Genomic DNA, 24,254 nt, shown 5'->3' with positions numbered 1-24,254 from the left:
TCGGCTGCGATTGCATCTCTCGGGAGACTTCTTAATGGGGGATAGAAGGAAGCCCGGCGAGATGAGAAGATAGTAAGGATGGAGTGTGAGATGATCGCGGCGGTTCTCTACGGGAAGGAAGATCTGCGCCTGGAACGGATTGAGACACCTCGCGCCGGCGAGGGCGAGATCGTCGTCCGGGTGGGCGCCGCGCTGACCTGTGGAACCGACCTGAAGGTGTATCGCCGGGGATACCACGCGATGATGCTCAAGCCTCCGATCCCCTTTGGTCATGAGGTCGCCGGTATCGTTTCGGAGATTGGTCGGGGCGTAACAAACTTTCGTGTGGGGGACCGGGTTGTCGCCCTGAACTCCGCCCCCTGTGACCGCTGCTTCTTTTGTCTTCATGACCAGCAGAATCTCTGCGAAGATTTGCTGTTCAACAATGGCGCCTATGCCGAATACATCCGTGTGCCGGCGCGAATCGTCCAGAAAAATACTCTGCTGGTACCCGAGGGCGTTCCCTTTGAATATGCTGCGTTGACGGAGCCCCTGGCGTGCGTTGTCCGGGGATTCGAAGAGACGGGAGCTACTCCAGGCGACACGATGGTGGTCATCGGAGCCGGCCCTATTGGGCTGATGTTTATGCATGTGGCTCAGATCTCCGGCATGGAAGTGATCGCAGTGGTGAAGCGCGATGACCAGGTAGCGACCGCGAAGCTCTTTGGCGCTGCGCACGTCGTCCAGACGACAGAGGTGGATGATGTCGTTGCGGCGACGAGGGGACTGACGGGCCAGGGCCGCGGCGCCGATTCGGTGATTGAGGCGGTTGCCACGCCGGACACCTGGGTGTGGGCCGTGGATATGGTGCGCAAGGGGGGGGTGGTCAACTTCTTTGGCGGTCCTCCCAGCGGAACCAGCGTTGCGCTGGATACTAACCGGCTGCACTATGGCGACATCACCTTGAAAGCCAGCTTCCACCATACCCCTGCGACCTGCCGCACTGCCTTCAACCTGATCACCAGCGGGCGCTTTCACTGTGCCGAGGCGATCACCGCCCGCGTCAGGCTGGACGAGGTCCCGGGCCTCTTCTCGCGTATGTTGTCGCGTAATGGAGGATCGCGCGATATCAAGACGGCCGTCTTTCCTGAAGGAGCGCCCCGGTGAACCAGCAGAGCACGGCAGAGCATGCTCTGCTGGGAGCGCCCCACCAATATCTGACCCCTTTGACGCGCCCGAGCCTTGAAGAGGCGCAGTCCTGGTGCCGTGAGCTTACCCGTCTGCACTACGAAAACTTCCATGTGGCGAGCATGTTTGTGCCGCCACACGCGCGCAGGCATTTCGATAGTATTTACTCGTATTGCCGTGTGGCGGACGACCTGGGAGACGAGGTCGATGATCCCCTCGTAGCGATGCGTCTGCTGGACGCGTGGGGTTCCATGCTCGATGAGTGCTACGACACTCCGGAGCGCTCGATGCATCCGGTTTTCGTAGCCTTGCGTGAGACCATCGTCGCCTGCGAACTTCCACGCCAGCTCTTTCACGACCTGCTGATCGCGTTTCGTATGGACCAGGTGAAGACCGAGTATGAGACCTGGCAGGAACTGCTCGATTACTCGCATTACTCCGCCAATCCCGTAGGCAGGCTTGTGCTTCTGGTCTGCGGATACCGCGAAGAGTCTATTGCCCTGCTCTCGGATAAGATTTGCACCGCACTCCAGCTAGCGAACTTCTGGCAGGATGTGGTGGAGGACAAGGAACGCGGCCGCCGCTATATTCCAGCCGAGTGGATGGACCGATTTCACATCGATGAGGGACAGATCGAAGGCCGCATCTTTACGCCGGAGTTTGGTGCGATGATTCGTGACCTGGTCACCAGGACCCGCGCCATGCTCGCCGAAGGAGGCGAGATCACGCGGCACGTCGACCGTGACCTGGCTGTGACGCTCAACCTGTTTCGCAAGGGTGGCGATGCCATCCTCAGTGGCATCGCGGCGCAGGAGTACGATGTCCTGCGCGGCCGGCCTGTGGTCTCCAAGAGCAAAAAGGTAAGTCTGCTGATTGGCTCGCTCTTCGAGAAACTCCGTTCGAGGATTTCCTGGTGACCATCGCTGAGGCGTATGCGGCCTGTCGGGAGATTGCAAAGCGTGAGGCCAAGAACTTCTACTACTCCTTCCGGGTGCTTCCGCAGTATAAGAGCGATGCGATGTGCGCGGTGTACGCCTTTATGCGCCGGGCAGACGATATCGCCGATGACGAGTCGATGCCGATCGAACAGCGCCGCAACGTGATGGCCCAGTGGGTCGGGCAATGGCGTCAGTCTCGTGCAGGCGCACCTACCGAAGATCCGGTCTTTGTTGCACTGAACGATGCGCAGAAGCGGTTTCTCATCCCCGACCAGTTACTTGAAGAACTGGTGCAGGGAACGACGATGGATCTTGAACAGCAACCGCCCCATGCAGGACAGGTGCAGACCTATGCGACGTTTGAAGAACTGTACCGCTACTGCTACCTGGTTGCGTCGGTCGTGGGGTTGGTCTGCATCCGCATCTTCGGTTACAGCGATCCGCGTGCAGAGAGGCTGGCCGAAGAGACCGGCGTCGCTTTTCAGCTGACAAATATTCTTCGTGATGTGAAGGAGGATGCCGAGCGAAGTCGCATCTATCTTCCCCTCGATATGCTGCGCGAACACGGGCTTTCGGTTGAGTCTGTGAATGCGCTGGTTGCGGGAGCGCGCCTCTCTGTGGAAGCACGTGCGATGCTGACTGATCTTGCCGCACGTGCGGAACGCTATTATCAGTCGGCGGACCAACTGTTGCCACTGATTGATGCGGACAGCAGGGCGGCTCTGTGGGTCTTGGTAGAGATCTATCATCGGTTGCTTGGAAGAATCCGTTCAGCAAACGGCGATGTCTTTTCGCGGCGCATCAGCGTTTCCACGGGAGAAAAGCTATGGATCCTGGGCCGGGGAGCAGCGATGTCATTCGCAAATCGAGGCCGGCGATGAGTCAGCCATTGCACAGCGAAGTCATTGTGATTGGTGCGGGACTTGCGGGCCTCTCCGCTGCTGTGGCTCTATCCGGGGCGGGTGCGGAGGTCAAGTTGTTCGAGCGGCGTCCTTATATCGGTGGCCGGGCTTATTCGTACGAACATCCCTCGCTCGATGAGACGATTGACTCGCAGCATGTCGTGGTGGGTTGCTGCACAAACCTCCTCGATCTCGCCCAGCAGGCTGGCATGGCCGACGCTCTCCGCTGGTATGACGAGCTGATCTTTCTGGAGCCGAACGGAAATCGCAGCGCGCTGCGTTCGGGGAGTCTTCCGGCTCCAATGCACCGTGCGATGAGCTTTCTGCAGGCTCCCATGCTTCGACTCGTGGACAAGACGGGCATCGCATCCGGGCTCCTGCGGTTTCTGCACGGTTTTCCACAGGACGATTCGGAGAGTTTTGCCTCGTGGCTGAAGCGTACCGGCCAGACCGATCGCGCGATCCGGCACTTCTGGGAGCCGGTTGTCGTCGGAGCTCTTAACGACACCTTCGATCGATGTTCGGTGAAGTATGCAGGCAAGGTCTTCCACGAGTCCTTTTTGCGGTCCCCTGAAGCTGGACGCCTTGGGATACCCGCCTCTCCGCTGAGCGATTTTTTCGCTCCCATCGCCTCACTGGCATCTCAAGCGGGAGTGGATCTTAGGCTGAAGACAGGTCTCGAGTCGCTCCAGCAGACCGCTGACGGCCGATGGAGCGTTCGTGCCGCAGGCGAGAGCCATATTGCCGATGCTGTCGTGCTCGCGACAGACTTTAAGCAGACGCGCACGCTTTTGAATACGCTGCCTGCTGCGGAAGATGACCGTGCTCGCCTTGATGCGGCCTTCGATGCTCTGACTCCGTCTCCTATTACGACCATCCACCTCTGGTACGACCGCGAGGTGACCGGGCTGGACCATGCCGTGCTCCTCGATACGAGGATTCAGTGGCTGTTTACAAAGTCGCGCATTCGCCGCTGGAGCAAGGAACGAGGCGAATACTGTGAGCTTGTGATCAGCGCTTCATGGCCTGAGCTGCAGATGGGCAGGGAAGAGATACTCTCCTCCGCGCTGGCGGAGTTCGAGCGATTCTTCCCGGCAGCAAAGCAGGCAACATTGATCAAGACAGGAGTCCTCAAGGAAGCTCGCGCGACATTCTCCGTGACACCAGGCCTTGATCAGTATCGTCTGCCTCAGGCGACCCCCTGGCCGGGCCTCTTTCTTGCGGGAGACTGGACCCGGACCGAGTGGCCTTCGACGATGGAGGGAGCTGTGCGCAGCGGAAGACTTGCCGCCGGTGCAGTCATGGGAGAGCACCAGAGATTCATGTCCCCGGAGCTACCGGCAACCGGCCTGATGCAGTATCTTTAGTGTCCGCAGAGAGATTATCGCGAGATCAGAACAACACCCACGCAGACAAACAGGACCGCCAGCCATCGTCGTCGGTCGACATTCTCATGCAGGAAGAGCTTCGCTGCAATGGCATTGCCGACGTAGGTGAGTGAGGCGATCGCGGGGGCTGCCAGCGAGAGATCGACGATGGAGAGTGCATAGAGCATGCCGAAGAAGTTCAGCGCCATGCACAGCGCTCCCGCAAGGAACATGGGACTTGACAACACTGCTCGAATGGCGCCGGGCAGGCCGCTTTTCTCGCGGATTCTGTCCAGATCGCCGAGCTGGCGCATCGCCGCTGCGATCAAGACCTCTCCCAGCACGGCAAGCGCGGCTACGCCGCCGATGGCGCTCCATGTCTGGAATACGGTTGCGGTCTTCATCAGCGTCCGACTCCGGAGTCCATCACATCCAGCTCATGATGATCGGGTTCATGCTCTGTGCGCGATGGCCCTCCCGCCACGAAGCCCACGGCGCATACGATCAGGACAATGCCTGTCCAGCGATAGATGGAAAGATGTTCATGCAGCCAGAACCGGCTCATCAGCGCTATAACGACGTAACCGAAGGCGGTAGCAGGCATCACGAAGGTCAGGTCAGCCCAGCTCAGCGCCGTCATGTAGCTGGCAAAAAATCCTATCAGCAACACGATGCCCGAAATGACGAAGGGATTGAAGAGCGCCTTCCACAGCAAGTGCAGGTGATGAAGGTCGACCGCGCCTACCTGGGCCATGCCGCGAGACAGAAGGGTATCGCCTATGGAGGCGGTGAGCATGACTGCTACCAGAATCAGGTACTGGGACGGCTTGAGAGCGTGCTTCATGCGAGAAAACTTACCGCACGCATCTCCTTGTGGAGACGACACGCAGTTCTGAACTTAAGAGTACCAAACGCGAGGCTTTATACGTCGGGAGGAAAGGAAGGGGAGGATGCCTCGCAGCTTAGATCGACGCATTCGATGCATTTTCTCGCGAGGGGATGGAGGCCGCAAGGAGAAGGCCTCCATCTTTAGGTCAGGGCGGTATGGCTCTGCTTCAGAGTGCAATTAAGGTTTGGTTATCTTCAGGTTGCTTACGGTAGCGTCGGTATTGTGTGCGAAGCGGATCCCGTAGACCCCGTCGGTCGATTTGAGCTTGCCTGCCGTGACCAGTTCAGACTTTTCAAAGGTCTTCACCGGGGTTCCGTTGATGATGCAGGAGACCTTGTCGCCTTTCACCTGCATTGCAATCTCCTGGGTCACTGGTTGGCCCGGGCCGGCTGCCTTGTGGACCGCGTCGTTCGCCTCGCGTCGCCCATTCAACTGGAATGCCTCAGGCCCAAAGCCGCGAACGATAAAGTTGCCGTTACCATACGCCGCGCAGTAGATGTAGCTCTGCTGGTCGGTCCCCATGCTGTTGCCTGCGATGACGATTCCATAAGGATGCGGATGGGTATTCAGGTTCATAAACTTCGGTTCGGTGAAGGTTGCCGAGACGGTGTAGTCACCTTTCGCTACGTTTTTGGGATTCCAGTATGTGATAGCGGGGCCAGTGGTCACATGCAGGGTTTTGCCCTCCTGCGACAGCTTGGCATCGTTGACGGTTTCGCCTGCCTTGGAGGCGGAGTCATCCACTTTGCCCTGCCAGCCCGGCACGGTGATGCCGCCGCCAGAGATCTTGCGATTGGTTTCATTGCCTTCCTGTGCGAGGAGACTGCCCGCCATCAAGGTACAGGCGATGGAGGCGAGCGCGGCATAGCGAGAGAAGGAGCGCATAGGTGTTCCTTTCAACGGTAAGAACTAGCTGCGGACCAAGTATACGGCCTGCAGGGAACGGTGGCTCCTGAATGAAAATGAGCGACCCAGGCTGGGTCGCTCATTGGGAAAAAATGTTTGCTTAAGTTCTACGCATTCATACTTACGGATTCCTGCTGCTTCAGCGCCTTCTCCTCGGCCTTGGCGCGAGCCGCGGCGTAACGTTCCTTGCGCAGCTTCATGTAGCTCTTAGCCTCGACGTACAAGCGTGGGACATCGCGGTTGACGATCGCCTTCCACACTACGCGGAACGCCGCCTTCGGACGGAAGTAGTACTCGTCGTAGAAGCGGTGCACCTGCTCCATCACGTACTCGGTGGGAAGTCCCGGATACTCGATGTGCGCCATCTGGTGGCCGCCTCCATCCTCCATCTGCTCGTTGGTGATGAAGCCGCCCTTTTTAGCGAAGTCATAAAACTCGGTGCCAGGGTAGGCGTGTGCGACGGAAACCTGGATCGTCTCGCAATCCAGCGTCTTGGCGAAGTTGATCGTATTACGGATGGACTCCTTGGTCTCACCCGGAAGACCAAGAATGAAGTCGGCGTGAATAACGAGCCCGAGGTCGTGGCAGTCCTTCACGAAGTCGCGTGCGCGCTCGACGGTGGCGCCCTTCTTGATGTTCTTAAGGATCTGTGGATCGCCTGATTCGAAGCCCACGATCAGCAGGCGGCAGCCAGCTTCCTTCATGGCTTTCAGGGTCTCGCGGTCGGTAGTGACGCGCGAGGTGCAGGACCAGGTGATACCGAGCGGCTTCAGTTTGGAGCAGAGCTCGATGGTGCGGGCCTTCTGGATGTTGAAGGTATCGTCGTCGAAGAAGAACTCTTTGACCTCGGGGAAGTTCTCCTTGGCCCACTTCATCTCGGCCGCGACGTCGTCGCTGGAGCGCTTGCGCCAGGCGTGCCCCGAGAGCGTCTGTGGCCAGAGGCAGAAGGTGCATTGTGCCGGGCATCCGCGTGTAGAGTAGAGCGCGATGTAGGGGTGCAAAAGGAACGGCACGTTGTACTTTGTGACGTCCATGTCGCGCTTGTAGATCTTGGTAGCCCACGGCATCGCGTCCAGGTCTTCGACCTGCGGACGGTCGGGGTTGTGCTGGATTGTGCCGCTCGCATCGCGATAGCTGATGCCGAGGATCTCATTGAGGGGTTTGCCATTGGCGTACTCGACGACGGAAAAATCGAACTCGCGGCGGCAGACAAAATCGATGACGCTGCACTCGTTCAGGGCGCGGTCAGGATCCGTTGTCACTGGTGGACCGACAAAGGCGATCCGGATGGACGGATTCACCTTCTTGATGGCCTGAGCCAAAGCATGGTCACCTGACCAGCCTACCGTTGAGGTAAACAGGACGAGGAACTCGTATCCCTTTGCAATCTCAATAGTTTCCTCGGCACTGATGTGGTGCGGAGGAGCATCGAGCAGCCGCGACCCCTCGAGCATTCCAGCGGGATAAGCCAGCCACACCGGGTACCAGTAGGATTCGATCTCGCGGGTAGCGGGCCAGCGGGAACTGGCTCCACCGTCAAAGTTCTCAAAGGAGGGCGGGTTTAGAAACAGTGTCTTGAGCGGCATGATCTTAGGGTAATTTTACCATTCGGTAACCGCCCTGGGGGAACGTGTTTCGCTGGTTCCCTTGCTGATTACTGCTCACTGGAAGTGGCCGTAACCTGATTGTTTTCATTGAAAAAAACGAGCCAGTACTTGCCGCGAACAGGGTAAAAGATCGATCGATAGATAAAGACGTGATTGCAGTCAGGGCTTACGGAGGTGCCATAGGCGTCGCACGGGCTCTGAATCGTCCTGGGATTGCCCATGATGCGACGGACCTCTGCCTCCGATGCTTTCGCCCGCAGAGAAGGAAAATCGGAGTCGATGCGGGAGTCCCGGATCATTCCCACGGCAGTTGCGACCAGCAACAATATGACGATTGCACCGAGAATCGCCTTCCAGTTCATCTCAGGTTGGATGCGCCAGACGCGGGTGACTGCGAGAGGGACTTCAACCAGTCCTCAAGTCTTCCGGTCGATCGCATCAGGTTAATCTGCATCTGGTGAAGCTGAAGATCTGTATCCAGCAGATCGAGGTAACGGGCGCGCTCCTGGATCCTGGCATTTTCGGCGTCCTTCGGAGTTACGGGCTGTGCGCCGCTGGCACTCTCGCGGAGCTGGATCTGCACCACGTCGATCTGGTTCAGCGCCAGTTCCCGCTGAAGGGAAGCGACCTGTGTCCGCGCCTGTAGCTCGCGGATAGCATGGCTGGTCTTGTAGCGGCCTTCGAGGAACTGGTCGCGGGATTGATCGGCCTCGCGCAGGCTGCGCCGGGCCTCCGCCAGAGATTCACGGGCTTTGGCGCGCCGGGTGTAGTCCAGCAGCGGAAGCGTGAACTGCAGGCCTACCTGCAGGTTATTGAAGTTGGTAAAGCTTCCTGGGCGGTAGTAGTCCTGGTAGTTGTTGAAGCTGGCCAGACGGCTGTACTGTATGCCAAGCCCTATCTGCGGCCGATACATCTTTCGCGCATCTCCAAAGGCCGATTGAAGCTTGGAGTGCGCCGTCGAATAGGCTCCCTTGATCGATTCGGGCAGGGAAGAGTCTTTGATGGCGGCGTTGTCGATCGCCGGTATGACCGGGATGCTGGCGTGGTCGGTTGTCAGGCCTTCGGCCGGGAGCCCGGTGAGGTGCGACAGGTGATTGCGCTGGTCGTCCGCGTCATCCTCCAGCTGGATACGGCGCAACTGTAGATTCGCCGCCGTCAGCTTCGCGCGCGTCAGTTCTATCTGGGTGTCCTGTCCTGCCTGCAGGCGCTGTTCGACGATCTTCGTAAGATTATCCGCGAAGCCGGACTCTTCTCCTGAGGCCTGAATGCGCTCGAGATCGGCATCGAGGGTCAGGTAGGTCGTAGCGGCGTCTTCCATCACCTGCTGCCGCACATCGTTCAGGTTGTGGTTGGCGGCATTGACTCCTTCGCGTGCGGCGCGGACGTAGTTACGTTGCGACTGGTCGAACAATAGCGACTGGACGGTGACGTTAAACAGTGACGGAGCGCCGAATGGAAAGCCGTAGGTGTAGCCCAGCCCCGATCCCACACTGAAGGTGGGGATATAGACATCCTTGGTCTCGGAGAGGACTGCTAGAGCCTTATCGACCTCGGCCTGGGCCATCTGGACCTTCGGGCTGTTCTTCAGGGCAAGGTCGATCGCAGTTGTAAAGGAGATCTGGCCGATGGCCGGAGTCGATGCCAGGGAGGCGCATGCCACGGTAATCAAAAGACGTCGTAGAAGAGTCATGCGTCCAGGAAAGCTCCAGCCATATGCATGTAAACCATCGTATCGTCTGCGCCTCAGGCGCCCTCCGCTGCCTTGCGCGCAGGGCCAAAGCTCGAGGCAAGTCCGAGAGCAGCAGCATACTCGCGCTTTGCTCCCTCCGTATCGCCGCGCTTCTTAAGAATATCTCCTAGTTGCAGGTGGACTTTGAAGGCAGGAGCCTCATCTGTCTTGGCCGGAGATGCAAGATAATCGCGGAGAGCTTTTTCGGCGAGGTCTGGCCGGCGATGAAGATCAGTCAGGATACTGGCGACATCGACCAGCGAGTTATTCTTCATGCGATTGGCCTGAACACTGGCCTCAAGCGCCGTCACGGCTTTATCTGGCTGCTCCTGCTGCTGATAGAACTGCGCCAGATCCACCCAGGCGTCGGGACTTTTGCCCACAGCCGCAGCCTCTTTGAACTCCGCCTCCGCGGTCGCGGCATCCTTCTTCTTCTGCGCAATCATTCCCAGCAGGCGGTGGCCCTTCGCCGGGGAGAGTGCCATCAGCCGGGGCGCGAGCGCTTGAGCCTTGTCCAGCCCTCCTCCGACGATGGCCGGAGCAGCCACATAAAATTGGCCAAGATCACTCATCGCCTGCACATTGGACGGGTCAAGCTCCACGGCGCGCTCGAAGGATGCGGCCACCTTGCGGGCCACAACGAAGGCGCTCAGCATGTTGATCTGGGAGGCCTTCATCCCGTAGGCGCGCCCCAACCACACCTCCGAGTCGCTTCTGGATGGATCATCGCTGACCGATCGTTCGCATTCCGTAACCGCCGCGTCAGCCCTGTCTTCCGAGTAGTAGACGCGACACAGAAGCTGATGTGCGTAGGCAAGATGTGGATCCTTTTTCAAGATCTGCTTCAGCATCGCAGCGGCTTCATCGACGTGGCCTCGCTTCAGGGAGGTTTCGGCTTCAGCCGTATCGGCCTGCGCCACCGACGACGTCAGGGTAAGGGCGATGGCCAGCAGAAACAGCAGGCGCCAAAGACGCGATGGGAAAGGAATAACCATAGGCTATTCGACGATCTTTACGGCAAGACCGTTCGACAGATCCCGGTTGCTGGTGGCATTCAGCGCCACAACATCCTTTTCCGTCAGCCCGCTGAGAATCTCCACCCGTGTCAGATTAGTCACGCCGACCTGCACTGACGTCCGCACCAGTTTGCCCTGCACAATCCGGTAGACCCAGTAGTCGCCGCCTTCCGTGTGAAGAGCTTCACGCGGCACGCTCAGTACGTTGAATCGCTGGGAGACGGTCACTGTAACCGTGACATTGGTATTCGGCAGCAGATCTTCCTGAGCGTCGTCCACCGTAATCAGGCATTCTCCGACGTTTCGGGTGCCGTAGGCGATGACAGTGGAAGGAGCACGACTGATGTGTCCGTGCCAGACTCGGTTCGGCCTGGCGTCCCAGTGGATCTTGACTGCTTGACCGACCGCCAGTTTTCCAATCTCCGGCTCGTCGAAGTAAGCACGCACCTGGAGGTGTCTGAGATCGGCGACATCCATCAAGGGTTCGCCTGCGTTGACAAAGTCGTAGTCAGTGACCGGAATTGAGTACACCGTGCCGGCGATCGGGGTGCGAATGTTGGCATTGCCATAAGTGCTCTGAGCGGCGGCTACAGCAGCGCGGGCACCGTTCACCTGTGCCTGCACCTTGCTCTTGTCTGTTGCACTATAGCGGTCTGTCTGCCGCTGTTGAATATTTTTAAGGGTGGTCGTCGCAGTCTGCAGACGCTGTTCCGCTGCTGCGACCTCACTGGTTGAAGCAGCGCCCTTCTGCTGTAGCTGCTGGAGCGCCGCAAGACTCTTCTGCGCCTGGCCTTCCTGCTGCTGGGCACGCGCCAGGTCAGCTTCCATGGAGAGCCGTTCTTCCTGCGTTCCACCCTGCTGCAGATCATGTAGTGTCGCCTGGGCGCTGCTTAGGCTTGACTTTGCCGTGGCCAGCCGCGAGACGGCATCCGCATCCTGCATCTTCAGCAGAAGATCGCCTTTTTTCACTTTGTCGCCAACATGGACGTAGATCTTTTCCACCACGCCGGGAACCTGAGCATGGGCCTGAAAAGGCTCGATCGGCTCTGCCCGTCCATTGGTTGGAACGGTGCTGACCAGGTTCTGATGGGTCACAGGAGCGGCGCGAACCTCAACGACGTCGCGTGTGACAAATCGAATTCCAAAGACCGCAAGCGCCACCAGCCCGAGAATGATCCCCGCCAGCGCGTAAGGGTTAAGCCGTCTTGTCTCAATGGTCGGCATGCCAAAGGGTCAGTATATAAGACGCTCTTCCGCCTAAGGCGATGCGTCTAAATTACTTCTGCTCCGGGAACCACACCTCGCACCGCACGTGTTCGATTAACGTAGCGTCAAAACTCAATCGCAGACGGGTGCAGGCCAACCAACTCGAGTTCCACCCCGACGTGCCAAGCGTCATTTCGCGCTCGCACACGATAGGCGACATCCACGATGCTTCCCGAGCGCAGATCGAACTGACGGCAGAGCTCAGGCCACGCTGTAGAGTTCCTGCTCCAGCCCAGCGCGTTGAACCGGGTTTCGCCATTCAGAAGTTCGAGGCGCACATGCCGGTCCTTGAGGACGCGTATCTCCGCAGCCAACCTGACGCCGCGACTTACGAAGACCGGCTCGCGGTTTCCCATGCCAAACGGACCGCATCGCTCCACCCACTGGTGGAACTTCATGTCGACTTCTGACAGCTTTACCTCGGCGTCATATTCCACGGACGCCACCAGCATGTCCCGATCGAGAGCTGCCGCGCTATGGCGTTCCAGCCTCTCGCGCAACAGGGGGACGCGCTCGGAAGGAAGTGAGAATCCTACAGCGTGGGCATGGCCTCCAAATCGCGTAAACAGCGAGCCATCCTCGTCATGAACTGCCGTAATTGCGTCCAACAGGTGATAGCCGGGAACCGATCTTCCGGATCCGTGAGCTTCGCCATCCTCATGGGTCAGGACCAGGGCCGGTCGCCCGGTACGGTCGACAATTCTTGAGGCCAGGATGCCCAGGACTCCACGATGCCACTCGGGATCGTCCATCACAAAGCAGGCCGCAGGGAAGCCGCCATCGTCGCTTCGCATCTCCTCCAAACGCTTTTGAATCGTCTCCAGCGCCTTCGCTTCGGTGTTCTTGCGCTCTTCATTTAGGTGATTCAGTCTGGTGGCCAGTTCGCGGGCCCGTGCAGGATCGCGCGTCAGAAACAGTTCCACCACATCACTGGCCACGTCCATGCGGCCCGCCGCATTGATGCGCGGCGCAATCCGGAAAGCGACCTCAAACGCACTGGGAGAGCGGTCCAGCGGAATTTGCGCGACCTCCATCAAGGCGCGAAGGCCCGGCTGGACAGGATTGCGCAGTTCGCGCAGTCCAACAGCGGCCAGCACACGGTTTTCCCCTTCCAGAGGAACTGCATCGGCGATGGTGGCAATTGCTACCAGCTTCAGGAAGGATGGCACCAGCGTTTCCTCCAAGCGCCTTAGCTCCGCCTCGTTTGTACAACCGTCCCGCAGAATGGCATGCGACAGCTTGAAAGCCACCGCGGCTCCGCAGAGCGATTTGAACGGATAGCCGCACATCGTCTGCGCCGGATTGACCACCGCCAGCGCCTCTGGAACGCCCTGCGCATCGTCTGGAAGGTGGTGGTCCGTCACGATCAGGTCAAGACCCAGAGCCCTTGCCTCGATTGCAGCGGCGAATGCACGGATTCCCGTATCGACGCTGATGACCAGGCGGATTCCCTGAGCCGCGGCCTCGGCCAGCACGCTGCTGCGCATCCCATATCCTTCACGAATGCGATGCGGCACGTGGTATCGCACGATCGCCGGAGTCCCCTTGGGAGCGCTGAGCTCGATTGCAGTCTTCAACAGCACTGTGGCGGTGGTGCCATCGACGTCGTAGTCCCCGTAGATCAGGATGGGCTCGGAGCACTGGACTGCCTGGCGGATTCGAGCTACCGCTTTCTCCATCCCGTGCATCTGCATCGGGTCGATCAGATCGGTAAGCGATGGCGAGAGAAACGCTTTTACTGCCGGTTCGTCCAGAAAACCACGCGATACCAGGAGCTGCGCGATTCCATGCGGGCATCCGGTCCACGACATGACCTGTCGCACGACCGCTTCATCGACAGTGCTCGTCGCCCACTCCCGCACTGGTGCTATCTGACTGGTGGTCAACCCTTACCTGCTCCCGCTCAGTCTTCGTTATCGCGATCATCCACGACAATACTGCCAAGATCTCCCACCGTCTCCATCAAGTCCTGGAAACGGTCATACCAATCCGTTGCCACCTCAAACAGGAACATGACGCCCTGGCAGGGAAATCCAAGCTGCAGGTATCCGATCTTGCCCACATGACGCAGCAGCTTCTCTGCGTCTTCCACCTCAGGGGATTCATCATCGGGATACATCTGGTCGCGGATCTCCTCGATCAGCGTGGCAAGATCAGCTTTCTCAAGCACAGCCTCGCTCATCGTGAGGAAGGGAGCGCCGGATGCCTTGGCCAGCTCCACAAAGTCCTTCCAGCCGTCAGGATTCTCCTCTTCAAAGATCACGGACGGAACTTCGTCGGAGACGTAGCCATTCATTCTGCGCAGGCCGTGGCCTACGATAAAGGCCACCATATCGTCTTTAAGCGAGATGAGATTATCGGGATGCATCGAGATGCTATTGTCTCAAAAAGCCGGCTTGAGGGAACATTGTTTACGGGCCTTGCCTGTGCATCCTTGTCTGGCCGGAAGAATCCAACCTTAAAATGCCTGTCTTTGAACACCATGTCTTTATCTGCACCAACGAGCGGGATGCCACAGCCTCCCGTCCCAGTTGCCTGCCCCGGGGAAGCAAGAAGCTGAAGTCAGCTTTCAAGGACGCCATCAAGGAAGCTGGCCTTAAGCATAAGGTGCGGGCAAACGAGTCCGGATGCCTTGACCAGTGCGAACATGGCCCCGTCGTTGTGGTCTATCCGGATGCGGTCTGGTACGGCGGCGTCCATGTTAATGATGTAGAGGAGATCGTCCGGGAACACCTTGTTCAGGGAAATCCTGTCAAACGGCTTCGGCTCTCGGAGTCCTGCATCAACAGCGAGCACTGCCCGCACCGGCCTTAGGCGTTCCCAGGGGCGGTCAGATTGCCGCATGTTATATTCGACGTTAAACCAATGATCTTCTCTAAGGATTACGTAGGTTATCTGGCGCGCCAGACCGTCAAACACCTCATAGCGCAGAAGATGATCCAGACTGACAAGCTGGCTCTGGTGGAAGAGCGTGTCGCTGCCGCTCTGATCGAGGAGCTTTCGCTTGAGGATCGCATCAATGATGAGGTCCGGGTCATCCTCGAAGCCTTCCAGGATGACATGCGCAAAACCGGGGCAAGTTACCCGGAGATGTTCAAGAAGGTAAAAAACGAACTGGCTCGTAAGTACAAGGCGGTGCTGTGAGAATCTCCCGCGACAAAGTCAATAAACTCGCTCATACCGTAGCGGACACCCTGGCCGAGATTCCGGAGTGCGACTTCCTCGAGGACCGCAATACGATCCGGCAGGAATCCCGCAAGGCGCTCGAAAAGCTGCTGACCGAGGAGACGAAGATTGATGCTGCGGCACGCCAGAAGATCGCCTCGCAGCGGAAGATCATCCTCGAGGGATCCCAGGAGTGGGACATCCTTTATCGCAAGTATTACAACGACGAGGTCAAAAGGCTCGGTCTTTAATTCCGCGCTTCTTCTTGGCGATTCACACCGCCTACGATATACTCAGTAAGAAGTCGGCTGGAGAGAACAGCCTCCTGCAATCTTGTTTTCTGGCGTTATGGTGTAACTGGTTAACACGCCGCCCTCTCAAGGCGGAGAGTCCGGGTTCGAGCCCCGGTAACGCTACCAAGCTCTTCAATCCAATCGAAGCCTTGGCGCCATGGTGTAAATGGTTAACACGCGGCCCTTTCAAGGCTGAGAGTACGGGTTCGATCCCCGTTGGCGCTACCAAATTTTTGCGATGAATGGCAGTGCTCTGAAAGAGTTTGGTTCCAAAGGGCACAGTAATGTGCTTCAGCGCAACGAAGTCTGATAGGCGGGCGAGCAGGTATGGGATACGTATTCAATTCGGTGGCCCGGCTCTTTATTGGCAAGATCAAATAGCCTTGCTTTGCAGAGATTAGAGACGCTAGGATGCTGAGCATGAACGCAACCGGGCATGAATTATCTGCGAATATGTCTGCTTTAGGGCTTCACCCAGCGAAACATACGCAAAAAGAAGTGGGCATTGTAGATCGTTTAGAAACGGCTTTTTCAGAGTCCCGCACCCCTGTTGCTCTTCGTCTCTCCAATTTCGCCAAATTTGCAAGGCGCCAGGATATTGCCCGGTTTCTGACGCGTTATGAACTTTTCAAGCTGGCTCAGGGTGCAAACGGAAGCATCGTGGAATGTGGTGTCTTTGCTGGGGGAGGTCTAATGGGCTGGATGCACTTTTCCGCGTCCATGGAACCTTACAATCATACCCGTAGAATTATCGGATTCGATACATTTACCGGATTTCCCAGCCTTCACCTTGAGGATGCTGGAACTTCAGAGAACCTTCACGTCGGTGCATATAGCACTCACGATTCAATTGAAAAAGAGCTAAGGGACCTTATCTCGATTCACGATTCGAATCGACCTATCGGTCATATCCCCAAAGTAGAGCTCGTCGGCGGAGATGCAACCAAGACGATCAAGAAATACGTAGATGCTAATCCGCATCTTTTGATTAGTCTGCTTTATCTCGACTTCGACCTGTACGAACCAACAAAAGCCGCTTTGGAATATCTTCTTCCGCGAGTGGTAAAGGGAGGAGTTGTGGCCTTTGATGAACTCAACTGTGGAGAATATCCCGGAGAAACGACTGCACTACGGGAAACGGTAGATATTGGTACAGTTCCACTCCAACGCATGAACCTCGATCCCTATATCTCCTATTTCATCAAATAGCTTTTCGCAGTCGTACCAAAGAAGGAACCGTCACAAGCCCATTCTCTGGGGATCGCCTCTTCGCAAGTTAGAGATTATTGAAGAGTTTCAGCCGTGAATTGGCGACCTGTCGGATAGCGTCGATAACGGGTGGCAGAATCTTGTAGGGCACAACCTCCTGCTTATGTTCCGCCAGCGACTGTTCGAGACTCTGGCGCCAGGCTACCCGTAGCTCGGTATTGATGTGGATTACGGTGATTCCGGCTTTGATGCAGTTTCGAAGATCATCGTCGTTGGTTCCCGATGCTCCATGAAGCGTAAGGAATGAGCCGGTAGCCTCTTTGATCTGGGAAATTCTTGCGAGGTCCAGGTGTTTCTTCTCTTTTCCCTGGATCATACTCGCTACCATGCCGTGCATGTTGCCGACTGCGGGGGCCAGAATATCGACGCCCGTGGACTCGACGAACTTCCTGGCCTCTTCCGGCGTCGTCAATCCCTTCGAAAGGTCGGGTATGGTGTCGTGAATCTGTGATCCTGTCCCAATGTCACCTATCTCTCCCTCGATAAGGAACTCCGGGTTGATCTTCTTAAGAACCTCAACAGCCTCCTTCGTCCTTCGGATATTTTCCTCAAACGGAAGCGCGGAGAGGTCGAACACGACCGAATCGAAACCCGCCTTTACCGCCGCTACCGCACTTTCAAGCGAATGGGTGTGATCGGCATTTAGAAAGATAGGTAAGCCGGTCTCGTCCCGGTAGCTCTTTACCAAGGTCGAGAGCTGACGATCCCCAAGGAATTTTCGTTCGCCCTCGGAAGCGCCGATCACAACGGGTACGGCTAATTCCTTCGCCGCAGTCACCACGCCTGTCAGGGCCGTCAGATCTGAAACATTAAAATGGCCTACGGCCACTCCCTTCTTCTCCGCTTCCCGATAAATCTCCAGTAGTTGCTTCATGGTGCGACCTTTCGTCGGTACTGTTCTCAGCTTCTCTTCATCAGCAAAATAAGAACATCAGTTTGTTTCATAAGGGGCAATTTCCCGCTGGCGAAAGAGTCACGGCTTGTTATGCCACAAGGGTGTCGCTCTCGCATCGTCATTCCTACTTCTGGCTATTACTACTGTACGTCCCGGTTCCCGGGAATGGACGATGGTGGTTTGGGATCTCTGTAGAGCAGCTGATTGCATATCTTGTAGCAAAAGAGGCGGCGTCCCAGAGGGCTTTTCACCGACAAGGATGCAAAAGCCTGCGAGGCATATCTCATCTGTTGTCTGGCTTTGTTGTCTGGCGGAAGATCCCGAGCCGAGTGTCAAATTGAATTGAAACTCTCAAATTTACATGCAAATGTCTGATTACTATAGATTTAATGATGGTAAATAAAGGCGAAGGTTTAATGGGAAACAACGCCTGCTCGACATCACTAGTCGCTTCGAGTGGAACGCTATACTGTTCAAGTGAGCAAGACGTTTTACATTGAAACCTTTGGCTGCCAGATGAACGCCCATGACTCGGAGAAGGTCATCGGTACGCTGGAGCACGAGGGGTATATTCAGGTCGCCGATGAGGATGAGGCCGGGCTGGTTGTCTATAACACCTGTTCTATCCGGGACAAGGCCGAGCAGAAGGTCTTTCACCGCCTGAACGAGTACAAACGCATGCATCGCAACGGCAAGAGGTTTGCCGTGATCGGCTGTGTCGCTCAGCAGGAGGGGGAGCGCATCTTCGAGCGCGCTCCCTATGTCTCCCTTGTTGCCGGTTCAGCGTCTTACCGCAATCTGCCGCAGATGCTTGCCCGACTAGAGGCGGGCGAAAAACGAATCACGGGATTGGACGACCGCCAGACGGACGAGACCTTCGATACCGAGTTCACAGTTCGATCCAATCCCCATCGGGGCTACATCACCATCATCGAAGGGTGCGACAAGTTCTGCGCCTATTGCGTCGTCCCGTACACGCGCGGCAAAGAGCGCTCCCGAACCTCCGCCTCGGTACTGGTCGAGGCCCGGCGCATGGCCGATCAGGGCTTTACCGACATCCAACTGCTCGGCCAGAACGTCAACTCCTGGCGCGATCCCTCTGACCGTATGAGCTTCGCCGAGCTCCTGACCGCTGTCGGAAGCATTTCGGGAATCCGTCGCGTTCGTTTCACCACCTCCCATCCGCGCGACTTTACGCGTGACATCGTTGAGGCGATCGATGCGACGCTGACGCTCTGTGATCACATCCATCTTCCGGTACAGTCGGGCTCATCTACGGTTCTCAGGGCAATGTCCCGCGAATACACGCGCGACTGGTACCTGGAGCGCATGAGCTGGATTCATTCGGCCAAACGTGACATCAGCATCTCGAGCGACATGATCGTTGGGTTTCCAGGGGAGACAGATGCCGATTTCGAAGAGACGATTACCCTGCTGGATGCGGTGCGCTACGACAGCGTCTTTGCCTTCAAGTTTTCGCCTCGTCCCAACACGCCGGCGCTCAGCATGCCCGACACGATTCCCGATGAGGTCAAGTCCGAACGACTGCGCATCCTGAACGACCGGCAGCGTGAGATTCAGCGGGAACACTATGGCCGTCATCTCGATCAGACAATCGAGGTTATGATCGAAAGTTACAATTCCGCGCGCGGGCAGATCGTCGGCCGGTCCTCCCAGAACAAGACCGTCAACTTTACCGTCCCTGCGGGAGCTGCTCAGCCGCCTATCGGGAGTTATCTCCCTATCTACATCACCCGCACGATGCCCAACTGCCTGGTCGGCGAGGCGGTCTCGGGAGCTGTACCCGTTCAGGCCACCCGGCAGCCTCAACCTTTCGTCGTACTCAACTGAATATGAGCACACAGGAAACCAAGACGGTTGCGCACACCCCGGACGAAGTGGAGATGCAAATTCGCGGTTTGATGATGGACCCGGTGACCAACATGCCAATCGTCGTCCTAAAGGACATCGCCAGCGATCTGGTGCTTCCGATCTGGGTTGGAATCTTTGAGGCCAATGCGATTGCTCTGGAGCTGGAAAAGACGGCGACACCTCGGCCCATGACGCACGACCTGCTTCGTAATATGGCACGCAACCTCAATGCTGAGGTCCGCAAGGTTGTTGTCTCCGAGCTTCGTGACGATACCTTCTACGCCGTCATCTGGCTCGATCAAGCGGGGGAGACGGTCGCGATGGACGCCAGACCCTCCGATGCCATCGCTCTTGCGCTGCGGTGGGATTGTCCTATTTTCGTCAACCGCGACGTGCTCGAGAATTCGCGTCAAGCCGCGTCCGGCAATCAGTCCATCAATGCAGATGAGATGCGCCGATGGCTCGAAAACCTGAACGACGATGAGATGGGCCGCTATAAGATGTAATCTCGTCGAATACGCCTTCTTTTCAGAGGAATCAAGAGATTGAGCCTGATTAACAAGCTTAAAGGGACTGCGTGTGCAGGTGTCATGGCGCTTGAGAGCGGAATAGGGAGATCGACGCGTTTCCATGAGATAGAAAACTTTATTGTCTTCCAGCATGCGCCCGCACTGGGAACCGTGATTCATACGACGCCACTCTTCAGTGCGTTGAAGTGTGCTGTTCCTGCTGCCAGAATTACCGTTGTGGCCAGTGGGTTTTCCGTGGAGGCGCTCAGGAACAATCCCAACATCGAGAACCTTGTGGTGACGCCCAACCCGATCAGCGATCTTAAGTCGTCGGTCCAATTGTTGCGTCGGCAGTTCCCCTTCCGCAACCAGAAGTTCGCGACCCTCTTTCCCCTCGGAAATGAGCGAATGCGAGTTACCTTGCAGGCAGTCTTGAGTGGAGCGTCAAGCCGCGTGGGTTTTGCAGTTCAGCCTGCGCTCTATCGCATACCGCTGGAGTTCGATAAAGCGCGCAGCCAGATTGCCAATAATCTGCGTATCGCGGAGGCGCTTGGTCACGCGGCTCCGCATGTAGAACCGAGGATCTTCTTCAGCGAGCAGGACGAAGGGTTTGCGTTGGAGCTGCTGGCAGGCTCCGGCGTGAATCTCTCAAAGCCGGTAGCCGTCTTTGTTACCCAGACCAGCGTGACCCAACGCAAGAGCTGGCGCCCGGAGCGCTTTCGGAAAGCAGCAGCCTATCTGAAGGACCGCCATGATGCACAGATCATATTCATCGGAACGACTGCGGAATCGAAGGCGATTGAGGAGTTGCGAAGCGGTCTGTCATTCGCGACGGTAAATCTAGCCGGTCAGACGAACCTGCCGCAGCTCACGGCCTTGATGAGTCTCTGCACAGTGGGTCTGACGCTTGATACCGGGCCGCTCCACATCGGCCGCGCTGCCGGGCTTCCGATGGTTGTGATTGCCCCTGCCTGGTCTCCGCCAATTGAATGGCTGCCAGTGAATAACGAACGGTTCCGCATCTTTAAAAATGCGGATCTGCCAACGGCGCCACCGGACTACATCATCGATGAGGTTAGCGTTGATGATGTGACAAGTGCCCTGGAGGATCTGCTCGCCCGCTTCGGCGAAGAGCGGTTGCGGCTCAGCGCTGCGAAAGCTCTTCAAGGAAAGTGAAGAACTCTGGGAAGGAGATTGCTGCGGCTTCCGCTCCGTGGATCACGTTCTCGCTCGAAGCACGCAAAGCCGCGATCGAAAATGCCATGGCAATTCGATGGTCGCTGCCCGAATCGATCTCTGCTCCATGAAGTTGCTGGTTGCCCGGAACGATCATGCCGTCCTCAAGCTCCGTCACCTCAGCACCCATCGCACGCAGGTTCTTTACCACCAGCGCAATGCGATCGGACTCTTTGATACGCAGCTCCTTGGCGTCGCGAATGACGACCCCTTCGCGAGTGTAGGGTGCGATCGCCGCAATAACCGGAAGCTCGTCGATCAACTGGGCCGAGAGCGCACCGCTGATCTCCGCACCTTTCAGGCCCTCGGAGGAACGGTTGACCTGAATCGTTCCGATCGTCTCACCATGATGTTCTTCAACCGTCAGGACCTTAATTCTTCCGCCGAGGGTGGTGATCACATCCAGAAGCGCCGCGCGCGTCGGATTCATTCCGAGAGAGTCGAGAACAAGGTTGGAGTCAGGGAAGAGCAGGGCGGCTGCAAGGAAGAACGCCGCCGAGGAGATGTCTCCGGGAACGGTGGCTTCAATGGCCTTAAGCTTCTGTCCTCCGGGGATGCTCAACCGTTCCCCGATCCGCGTCAGGGTGGCCCCGAATGCCTTCAAGGCGTGTTCGGAGTGGTCGCGGGTCCTGACAGCTTCTGAGAGGCTGGTTGTTCCTTCGGCCTGCAAACCGGCGAAGAGCACGGCGGTCTTAACCTGAGCGGACGGGATGGGAGTCTCAAAATCGATCGCCATCAGCGGGCCGCCGTGGATGACCATCGGGGCGTGACCATCTACCAGGTCGATCCGTGCTCCCATCGTGGAGAGAGGCTTGCGAATGCGTTCCATCGGCCGCATCGTCAGCGAGTGATCGCCGATCATCGTAAAGGTACCTGGGTGCGGCGCGACCAGACCGGCCAGCATGCGCATAGTGCTGCCGGAGTTGCCACAATCAAGCTCAGAGGCTGGCTGCTGAAATGCTCCCGCTGTGCCCGTCACTTCGATGCTGGTTCCGTTTTTCGTAACTCTGGCGCCGAGCGCCTCCATGCAACCCAGGGTTGAGTGCGGATCCGCGCCAGTCGAGAAGTTGCTGAGACGCGTCGTTCCTTCGGCCAGGCCGGCAAGCATGGCATAGCGATGCGAGATTGATTTGTCACCCGGAACAGTGACGGAGCCCTGAAAGCTGCGGGCGGGACGGACAATCTGGGTAGTCGATGCGTTTGACGGAGCGATTGTGGAGGACATCTCCTCTATCCTACCTTTTCTTTCCCGAGCCTGGTATATGAGTGGCGGCGGTCAAGAGATGGAAGGCTAGAGCGCGCGCAGAACCACGACCGTCTCGTCGTCAAAATGCTCGGTGCCCGACTGGAAGTCGGAGACAGCCTTGAGGATAGCGTCGACCGTGGAGGCCGCGGTGGGCTGACGCTGCGCCTTCAATACCTTCGCAAGGCGCTCGGTCCCGAACATATCGCCCTTTGCGTTTTCAGCGTCGGGGATGCCATCGGAAAAGAAGACAAGGAGATCGCCTGTCCGGGTCGAGATCGTGAACTCTTCGTACTGCACATCGGGGAAGAGACCCAGAGGAAATCCTTCGGCCTTGATGGTCTTCACCTCGACGGTGGTTCGGGAACTACTGGAGATCAGCGAGACGAAGAGAGGCTGCACCGAACCTGCGTTGGCGATCTGGAGCGTCTGGTTGGAGTCGTCCCAGATGGCGACCAGCATCGTCACGTACTGCGAGTCGAGGCGACGTTCCTGCAGCTGGTCGTTGAGCGCGGAGAGCAGGGCCGCCGGCGACAATTGCTGTGCGGCGAGCGAGCGCAAGATTCCGCTGACGAGTGCCGCATAGAGTGCGGCTGGAGCCGCCTTTCCGCTGACATCGCCGACGGCGATGGCAACTCGGCCGGACCCGTAGTCGAGGAAATCGTAGATGTCGCCGCCAATAGAGCGGGCAGCGACGAACTGGGCAGAGAACTCTGCCCGCTCCATCTTCGGCGGCTGGGGTGGAAGCAGGCGCAACTGCACCTGCCGGGCCATCTCGAGGTCGCGCTCCATGCGCTGTTCTTCCTCGTGAATGCGTTGGTAGAGCCGAGCGTTCGCAATGGAGATCGCAACCTGTGCAGCGAGTGTGGAGAGCGTGCGCTGGTGGTCCTCGTTGTAGTAGTTGACGCGTGTGTGCTCAAGATCGATGACGCCGATGACCTGGCCCTTATAAATCAGGGGGACGGTCAGCTCGGAACGCGTCTCGGGATTGATTGCGAGATACCGCGAATCCTTGCGGACATCCGGCGCGAGGATGGACTCTCGCAGCTCCGCGGCCGATCCGATGATGCCTTCACCTAGCGCTACGGTGCGGTCGCGCTTGATCCGCTCGCCGTAGCGGGAAGAGAAGCGGTGCTCAAACTGCTGAGTGCGATCGTTCCACAGCAGGATGGTGAACATCTGATAATCGATGACCCGTTTCAGCAACTGACCGATGCGCTCCAGAAGGTCGTCGAGGTCGAGGATGCTGGTGATCTCGCGTGAGATCTCATTAAGCACAGCCAGCGTCTGCGCCTGGCGGGAGACGCGGGTATAAAGGCGCGCATTTTCGACTGCGATGGCGACGCGGGAGGCGACCAGTTCAAGCAGCCGCTGATGCTGTTCCGTAAAGTAGGCGGGAATTTCGGATTCGATGTCGAAGACGCCGATCACGCGATTTTTTACGATCAGCGGGACGGCCATCTCCGAGCGCACCTCGGGATTGGCATTAATGTAGTGCTCTTCCTGGGTGACGTCGTCGATTCGCAGGCTTCTGCGCTGCAGGGCAGCCTGGCCGACGATACCGCGGCCCATCTTCAGGCGGGTACGTTCGATTTCAGGCGTATGGCCGATCTGGAAGCGCATCCAGAGCTCCTGGGTGCGGTCGTTAATCAGCAGGATGGCGAAGATGCGGTAATCGATGACGGCGCGAACGAGGTCTGCGACACGGTGCATCAGGGTGTTCAGGTCGAGCGTGGTGTTGAGGGCATCGGCAAGCGAATGAAGAAATTCGACCTGATGAACGGGATCGACGCGGATATTCGTTGTCTGAGGCGTCTCTTCGGAGCGAGGCCTGTAGTCCCCCTCGAAGGCGTTCTCGGGTGCGGCCTCGCTGGGAGGCGCGGTGGGGGGAGAGGTTCCGCGTCGCTGTTTGTTGGCCGTAGACATACGAAGAGCCGATGATACTACTGACGAAGGTGAGAGGCGTGCGGTTTTCCTGCGGGAGT

At 57.7% G+C, this 24,254-nt stretch carries 24 protein-coding genes and 2 tRNA genes; 13 read left to right on the top strand and 13 right to left on the bottom strand.

Annotated elements, in window-relative coordinates; all coding sequences use genetic code 11:
* The first annotated feature begins 78 nt into the window (after positions 1 to 78).
* From GWR55_RS08020 to hpnE, 4 genes are read left to right on the top strand one after another with little or no spacing between them, the layout of a single operon-like run.
* Positions 79 to 1,146 (top strand): zinc-binding dehydrogenase, encoded by a 1,068-nt coding sequence (locus tag GWR55_RS08020; protein WP_238398716.1) that lies wholly within the window; start codon positions 79 to 81, stop codon positions 1,144 to 1,146.
* Complete coding sequence (gene hpnC / locus GWR55_RS08015) at positions 1,143 to 2,084, top strand: squalene synthase HpnC (RefSeq protein ID WP_162401799.1); 942 nt, start codon at positions 1,143 to 1,145, stop codon at positions 2,082 to 2,084. Before GWR55_RS08020 ends, hpnC begins: the two co-directional genes overlap by 4 nt.
* Positions 2,081 to 2,986, top strand: a complete 906-nt coding sequence (locus GWR55_RS08010) for a phytoene/squalene synthase family protein (protein WP_162401798.1) — start codon at positions 2,081 to 2,083, stop codon at positions 2,984 to 2,986. The genes hpnC and GWR55_RS08010 overlap by 4 nt, the downstream gene beginning before the upstream one ends.
* Positions 2,932 to 4,374 (top strand): hydroxysqualene dehydroxylase HpnE, encoded by a 1,443-nt coding sequence (gene hpnE, locus GWR55_RS08005; RefSeq protein ID WP_238398715.1) that lies wholly within the window; start codon positions 2,932 to 2,934, stop codon positions 4,372 to 4,374. The genes GWR55_RS08010 and hpnE overlap by 55 nt, the downstream gene beginning before the upstream one ends.
* Positions 4,375 to 4,388: 14 nt before the next feature.
* Here hpnE and GWR55_RS08000 read toward each other — a convergent pair whose 3' ends face one another.
* The 10 genes from GWR55_RS08000 to GWR55_RS07955 form a co-directional block, all read right to left on the bottom strand.
* A complete protein-coding gene (locus GWR55_RS08000; protein WP_162401797.1) occupies positions 4,389 to 4,778 on the bottom strand; it encodes an EamA family transporter in 390 nt (129 codons plus the stop codon).
* Positions 4,778 to 5,218 (bottom strand): EamA family transporter, encoded by a 441-nt coding sequence (locus tag GWR55_RS07995; protein ID WP_162401796.1) that lies wholly within the window; start codon positions 5,216 to 5,218, stop codon positions 4,778 to 4,780. Before GWR55_RS07995 ends, GWR55_RS08000 begins: the two co-directional genes overlap by 1 nt.
* A 222-nt stretch (positions 5,219 to 5,440) precedes the next feature.
* A complete protein-coding gene (locus GWR55_RS07990) occupies positions 5,441 to 6,148 on the bottom strand; it encodes a hypothetical protein (protein ID WP_162401795.1) in 708 nt (235 codons plus the stop codon).
* A gap of 128 nt (positions 6,149 to 6,276) precedes the next feature.
* On the bottom strand, positions 6,277 to 7,755 hold the full coding sequence (gene hpnJ / locus GWR55_RS07985; protein WP_162401794.1) for a hopanoid biosynthesis associated radical SAM protein HpnJ: 1,479 nt from the start codon (positions 7,753 to 7,755) through the stop codon (positions 6,277 to 6,279).
* Between the two features lie 68 nt (positions 7,756 to 7,823).
* Positions 7,824 to 8,138: a hypothetical protein gene (locus GWR55_RS07980; protein WP_162401793.1), complete on the bottom strand. Its 315-nt coding sequence runs from the start codon at positions 8,136 to 8,138 to the stop codon at positions 7,824 to 7,826.
* Complete coding sequence (locus tag GWR55_RS07975; RefSeq protein ID WP_162401792.1) at positions 8,135 to 9,466, bottom strand: TolC family protein; 1,332 nt, start codon at positions 9,464 to 9,466, stop codon at positions 8,135 to 8,137. The genes GWR55_RS07980 and GWR55_RS07975 overlap by 4 nt, the downstream gene beginning before the upstream one ends.
* Before the next feature lie 53 nt (positions 9,467 to 9,519).
* Positions 9,520 to 10,500 (bottom strand): lipopolysaccharide assembly protein LapB, encoded by a 981-nt coding sequence (locus GWR55_RS07970; protein WP_162401791.1) that lies wholly within the window; start codon positions 10,498 to 10,500, stop codon positions 9,520 to 9,522.
* 3 nt (positions 10,501 to 10,503) lie between these two features.
* Positions 10,504 to 11,745: an efflux RND transporter periplasmic adaptor subunit gene (locus tag GWR55_RS07965; RefSeq protein WP_162401790.1), complete on the bottom strand. Its 1,242-nt coding sequence runs from the start codon at positions 11,743 to 11,745 to the stop codon at positions 10,504 to 10,506.
* 107 nt (positions 11,746 to 11,852) lie between these two features.
* Positions 11,853 to 13,673, bottom strand: a complete 1,821-nt coding sequence (gene recJ, locus GWR55_RS07960) for a single-stranded-DNA-specific exonuclease RecJ (protein ID WP_238398714.1) — start codon at positions 13,671 to 13,673, stop codon at positions 11,853 to 11,855.
* Positions 13,674 to 13,690: 17 nt separating this feature from the next.
* Positions 13,691 to 14,155 carry a hypothetical protein gene (locus tag GWR55_RS07955; RefSeq protein ID WP_162401789.1) on the bottom strand — a complete coding sequence of 155 codons (465 nt, stop codon included), beginning with the start codon at positions 14,153 to 14,155 and terminating at the stop codon, positions 13,691 to 13,693.
* Positions 14,156 to 14,250: 95 nt separating this feature from the next.
* On the opposite strand from GWR55_RS07955, the gene GWR55_RS07950 reads away from it, so the two are divergent.
* The 6 genes from GWR55_RS07950 (at position 14,251) to GWR55_RS07925 (ending at position 16,454) form a co-directional block, all read left to right on the top strand.
* Complete coding sequence (locus GWR55_RS07950; RefSeq protein ID WP_162401788.1) at positions 14,251 to 14,601, top strand: ferredoxin; 351 nt, start codon at positions 14,251 to 14,253, stop codon at positions 14,599 to 14,601.
* A gap of 51 nt (positions 14,602 to 14,652) precedes the next feature.
* A complete protein-coding gene (locus tag GWR55_RS19430) occupies positions 14,653 to 14,931 on the top strand; it encodes a DUF507 family protein (protein ID WP_162401787.1) in 279 nt (92 codons plus the stop codon).
* Complete coding sequence (locus GWR55_RS19425) at positions 14,928 to 15,203, top strand: DUF507 family protein (protein ID WP_162401786.1); 276 nt, start codon at positions 14,928 to 14,930, stop codon at positions 15,201 to 15,203. Before GWR55_RS19430 ends, GWR55_RS19425 begins: the two co-directional genes overlap by 4 nt.
* Before the next feature lie 91 nt (positions 15,204 to 15,294).
* Positions 15,295 to 15,371: transfer RNA gene (locus GWR55_RS07935), tRNA-Glu, on the top strand.
* Positions 15,372 to 15,396: 25 nt separating this feature from the next.
* Positions 15,397 to 15,473: transfer RNA gene (locus tag GWR55_RS07930), tRNA-Glu, on the top strand.
* A gap of 192 nt (positions 15,474 to 15,665) precedes the next feature.
* Positions 15,666 to 16,454 (top strand): TylF/MycF/NovP-related O-methyltransferase, encoded by a 789-nt coding sequence (locus GWR55_RS07925; RefSeq protein ID WP_162401785.1) that lies wholly within the window; start codon positions 15,666 to 15,668, stop codon positions 16,452 to 16,454.
* 67 nt (positions 16,455 to 16,521) lie between these two features.
* Here the strand turns inward: GWR55_RS07925 and GWR55_RS07920 are convergent, their stop codons facing one another.
* Positions 16,522 to 17,388, bottom strand: coding sequence for a class II fructose-bisphosphate aldolase (locus tag GWR55_RS07920; protein ID WP_162401784.1), 867 nt, complete (start codon positions 17,386 to 17,388; stop codon positions 16,522 to 16,524).
* A gap of 498 nt (positions 17,389 to 17,886) precedes the next feature.
* Between GWR55_RS07920 and miaB the strand changes: the two genes are divergently transcribed.
* Genes miaB through GWR55_RS07905 form a run of 3 tightly spaced genes read left to right on the top strand, consistent with a single transcriptional unit; the run spans position 17,887 to position 20,966 of the window.
* Positions 17,887 to 19,260 (top strand): tRNA (N6-isopentenyl adenosine(37)-C2)-methylthiotransferase MiaB, encoded by a 1,374-nt coding sequence (gene miaB, locus GWR55_RS07915; protein WP_162401783.1) that lies wholly within the window; start codon positions 17,887 to 17,889, stop codon positions 19,258 to 19,260.
* Positions 19,261 to 19,262: 2 nt separating this feature from the next.
* Entirely contained in the window at positions 19,263 to 19,787 is a 525-nt protein-coding gene (locus tag GWR55_RS07910) for a bifunctional nuclease family protein (protein ID WP_162401782.1), read from the top strand.
* Between the two features lie 39 nt (positions 19,788 to 19,826).
* Positions 19,827 to 20,966, top strand: coding sequence for a glycosyltransferase family 9 protein (locus tag GWR55_RS07905; protein ID WP_162401781.1), 1,140 nt, complete (start codon positions 19,827 to 19,829; stop codon positions 20,964 to 20,966).
* Here GWR55_RS07905 and aroA read toward each other — a convergent pair.
* The gene (gene aroA, locus GWR55_RS07900; RefSeq protein ID WP_162401780.1) at positions 20,935 to 22,251 is read right to left on the bottom strand and encodes a 3-phosphoshikimate 1-carboxyvinyltransferase; all 1,317 of its coding nucleotides are present in this window, start codon (positions 22,249 to 22,251) and stop codon (positions 20,935 to 20,937) included. The two genes, GWR55_RS07905 and aroA, sit on opposite strands and share 32 nt — an antisense overlap.
* 66 nt (positions 22,252 to 22,317) lie before the next feature.
* A complete protein-coding gene (locus GWR55_RS07895) occupies positions 22,318 to 24,195 on the bottom strand; it encodes a SpoIIE family protein phosphatase (protein WP_162401779.1) in 1,878 nt (625 codons plus the stop codon).
* Positions 24,196 to 24,254 lie beyond the last annotated feature (59 nt).

Origin of the sequence: Edaphobacter sp. 12200R-103 (assembly GCF_010093025.1) — a bacterium.
Classification (GTDB): Bacteria; Acidobacteriota; Terriglobia; order Terriglobales; family Acidobacteriaceae; genus Edaphobacter.
The sequence above is the reverse complement of the archived record's forward strand: the minus strand, read 5'-3'. Positions and strand labels throughout refer to the sequence as shown.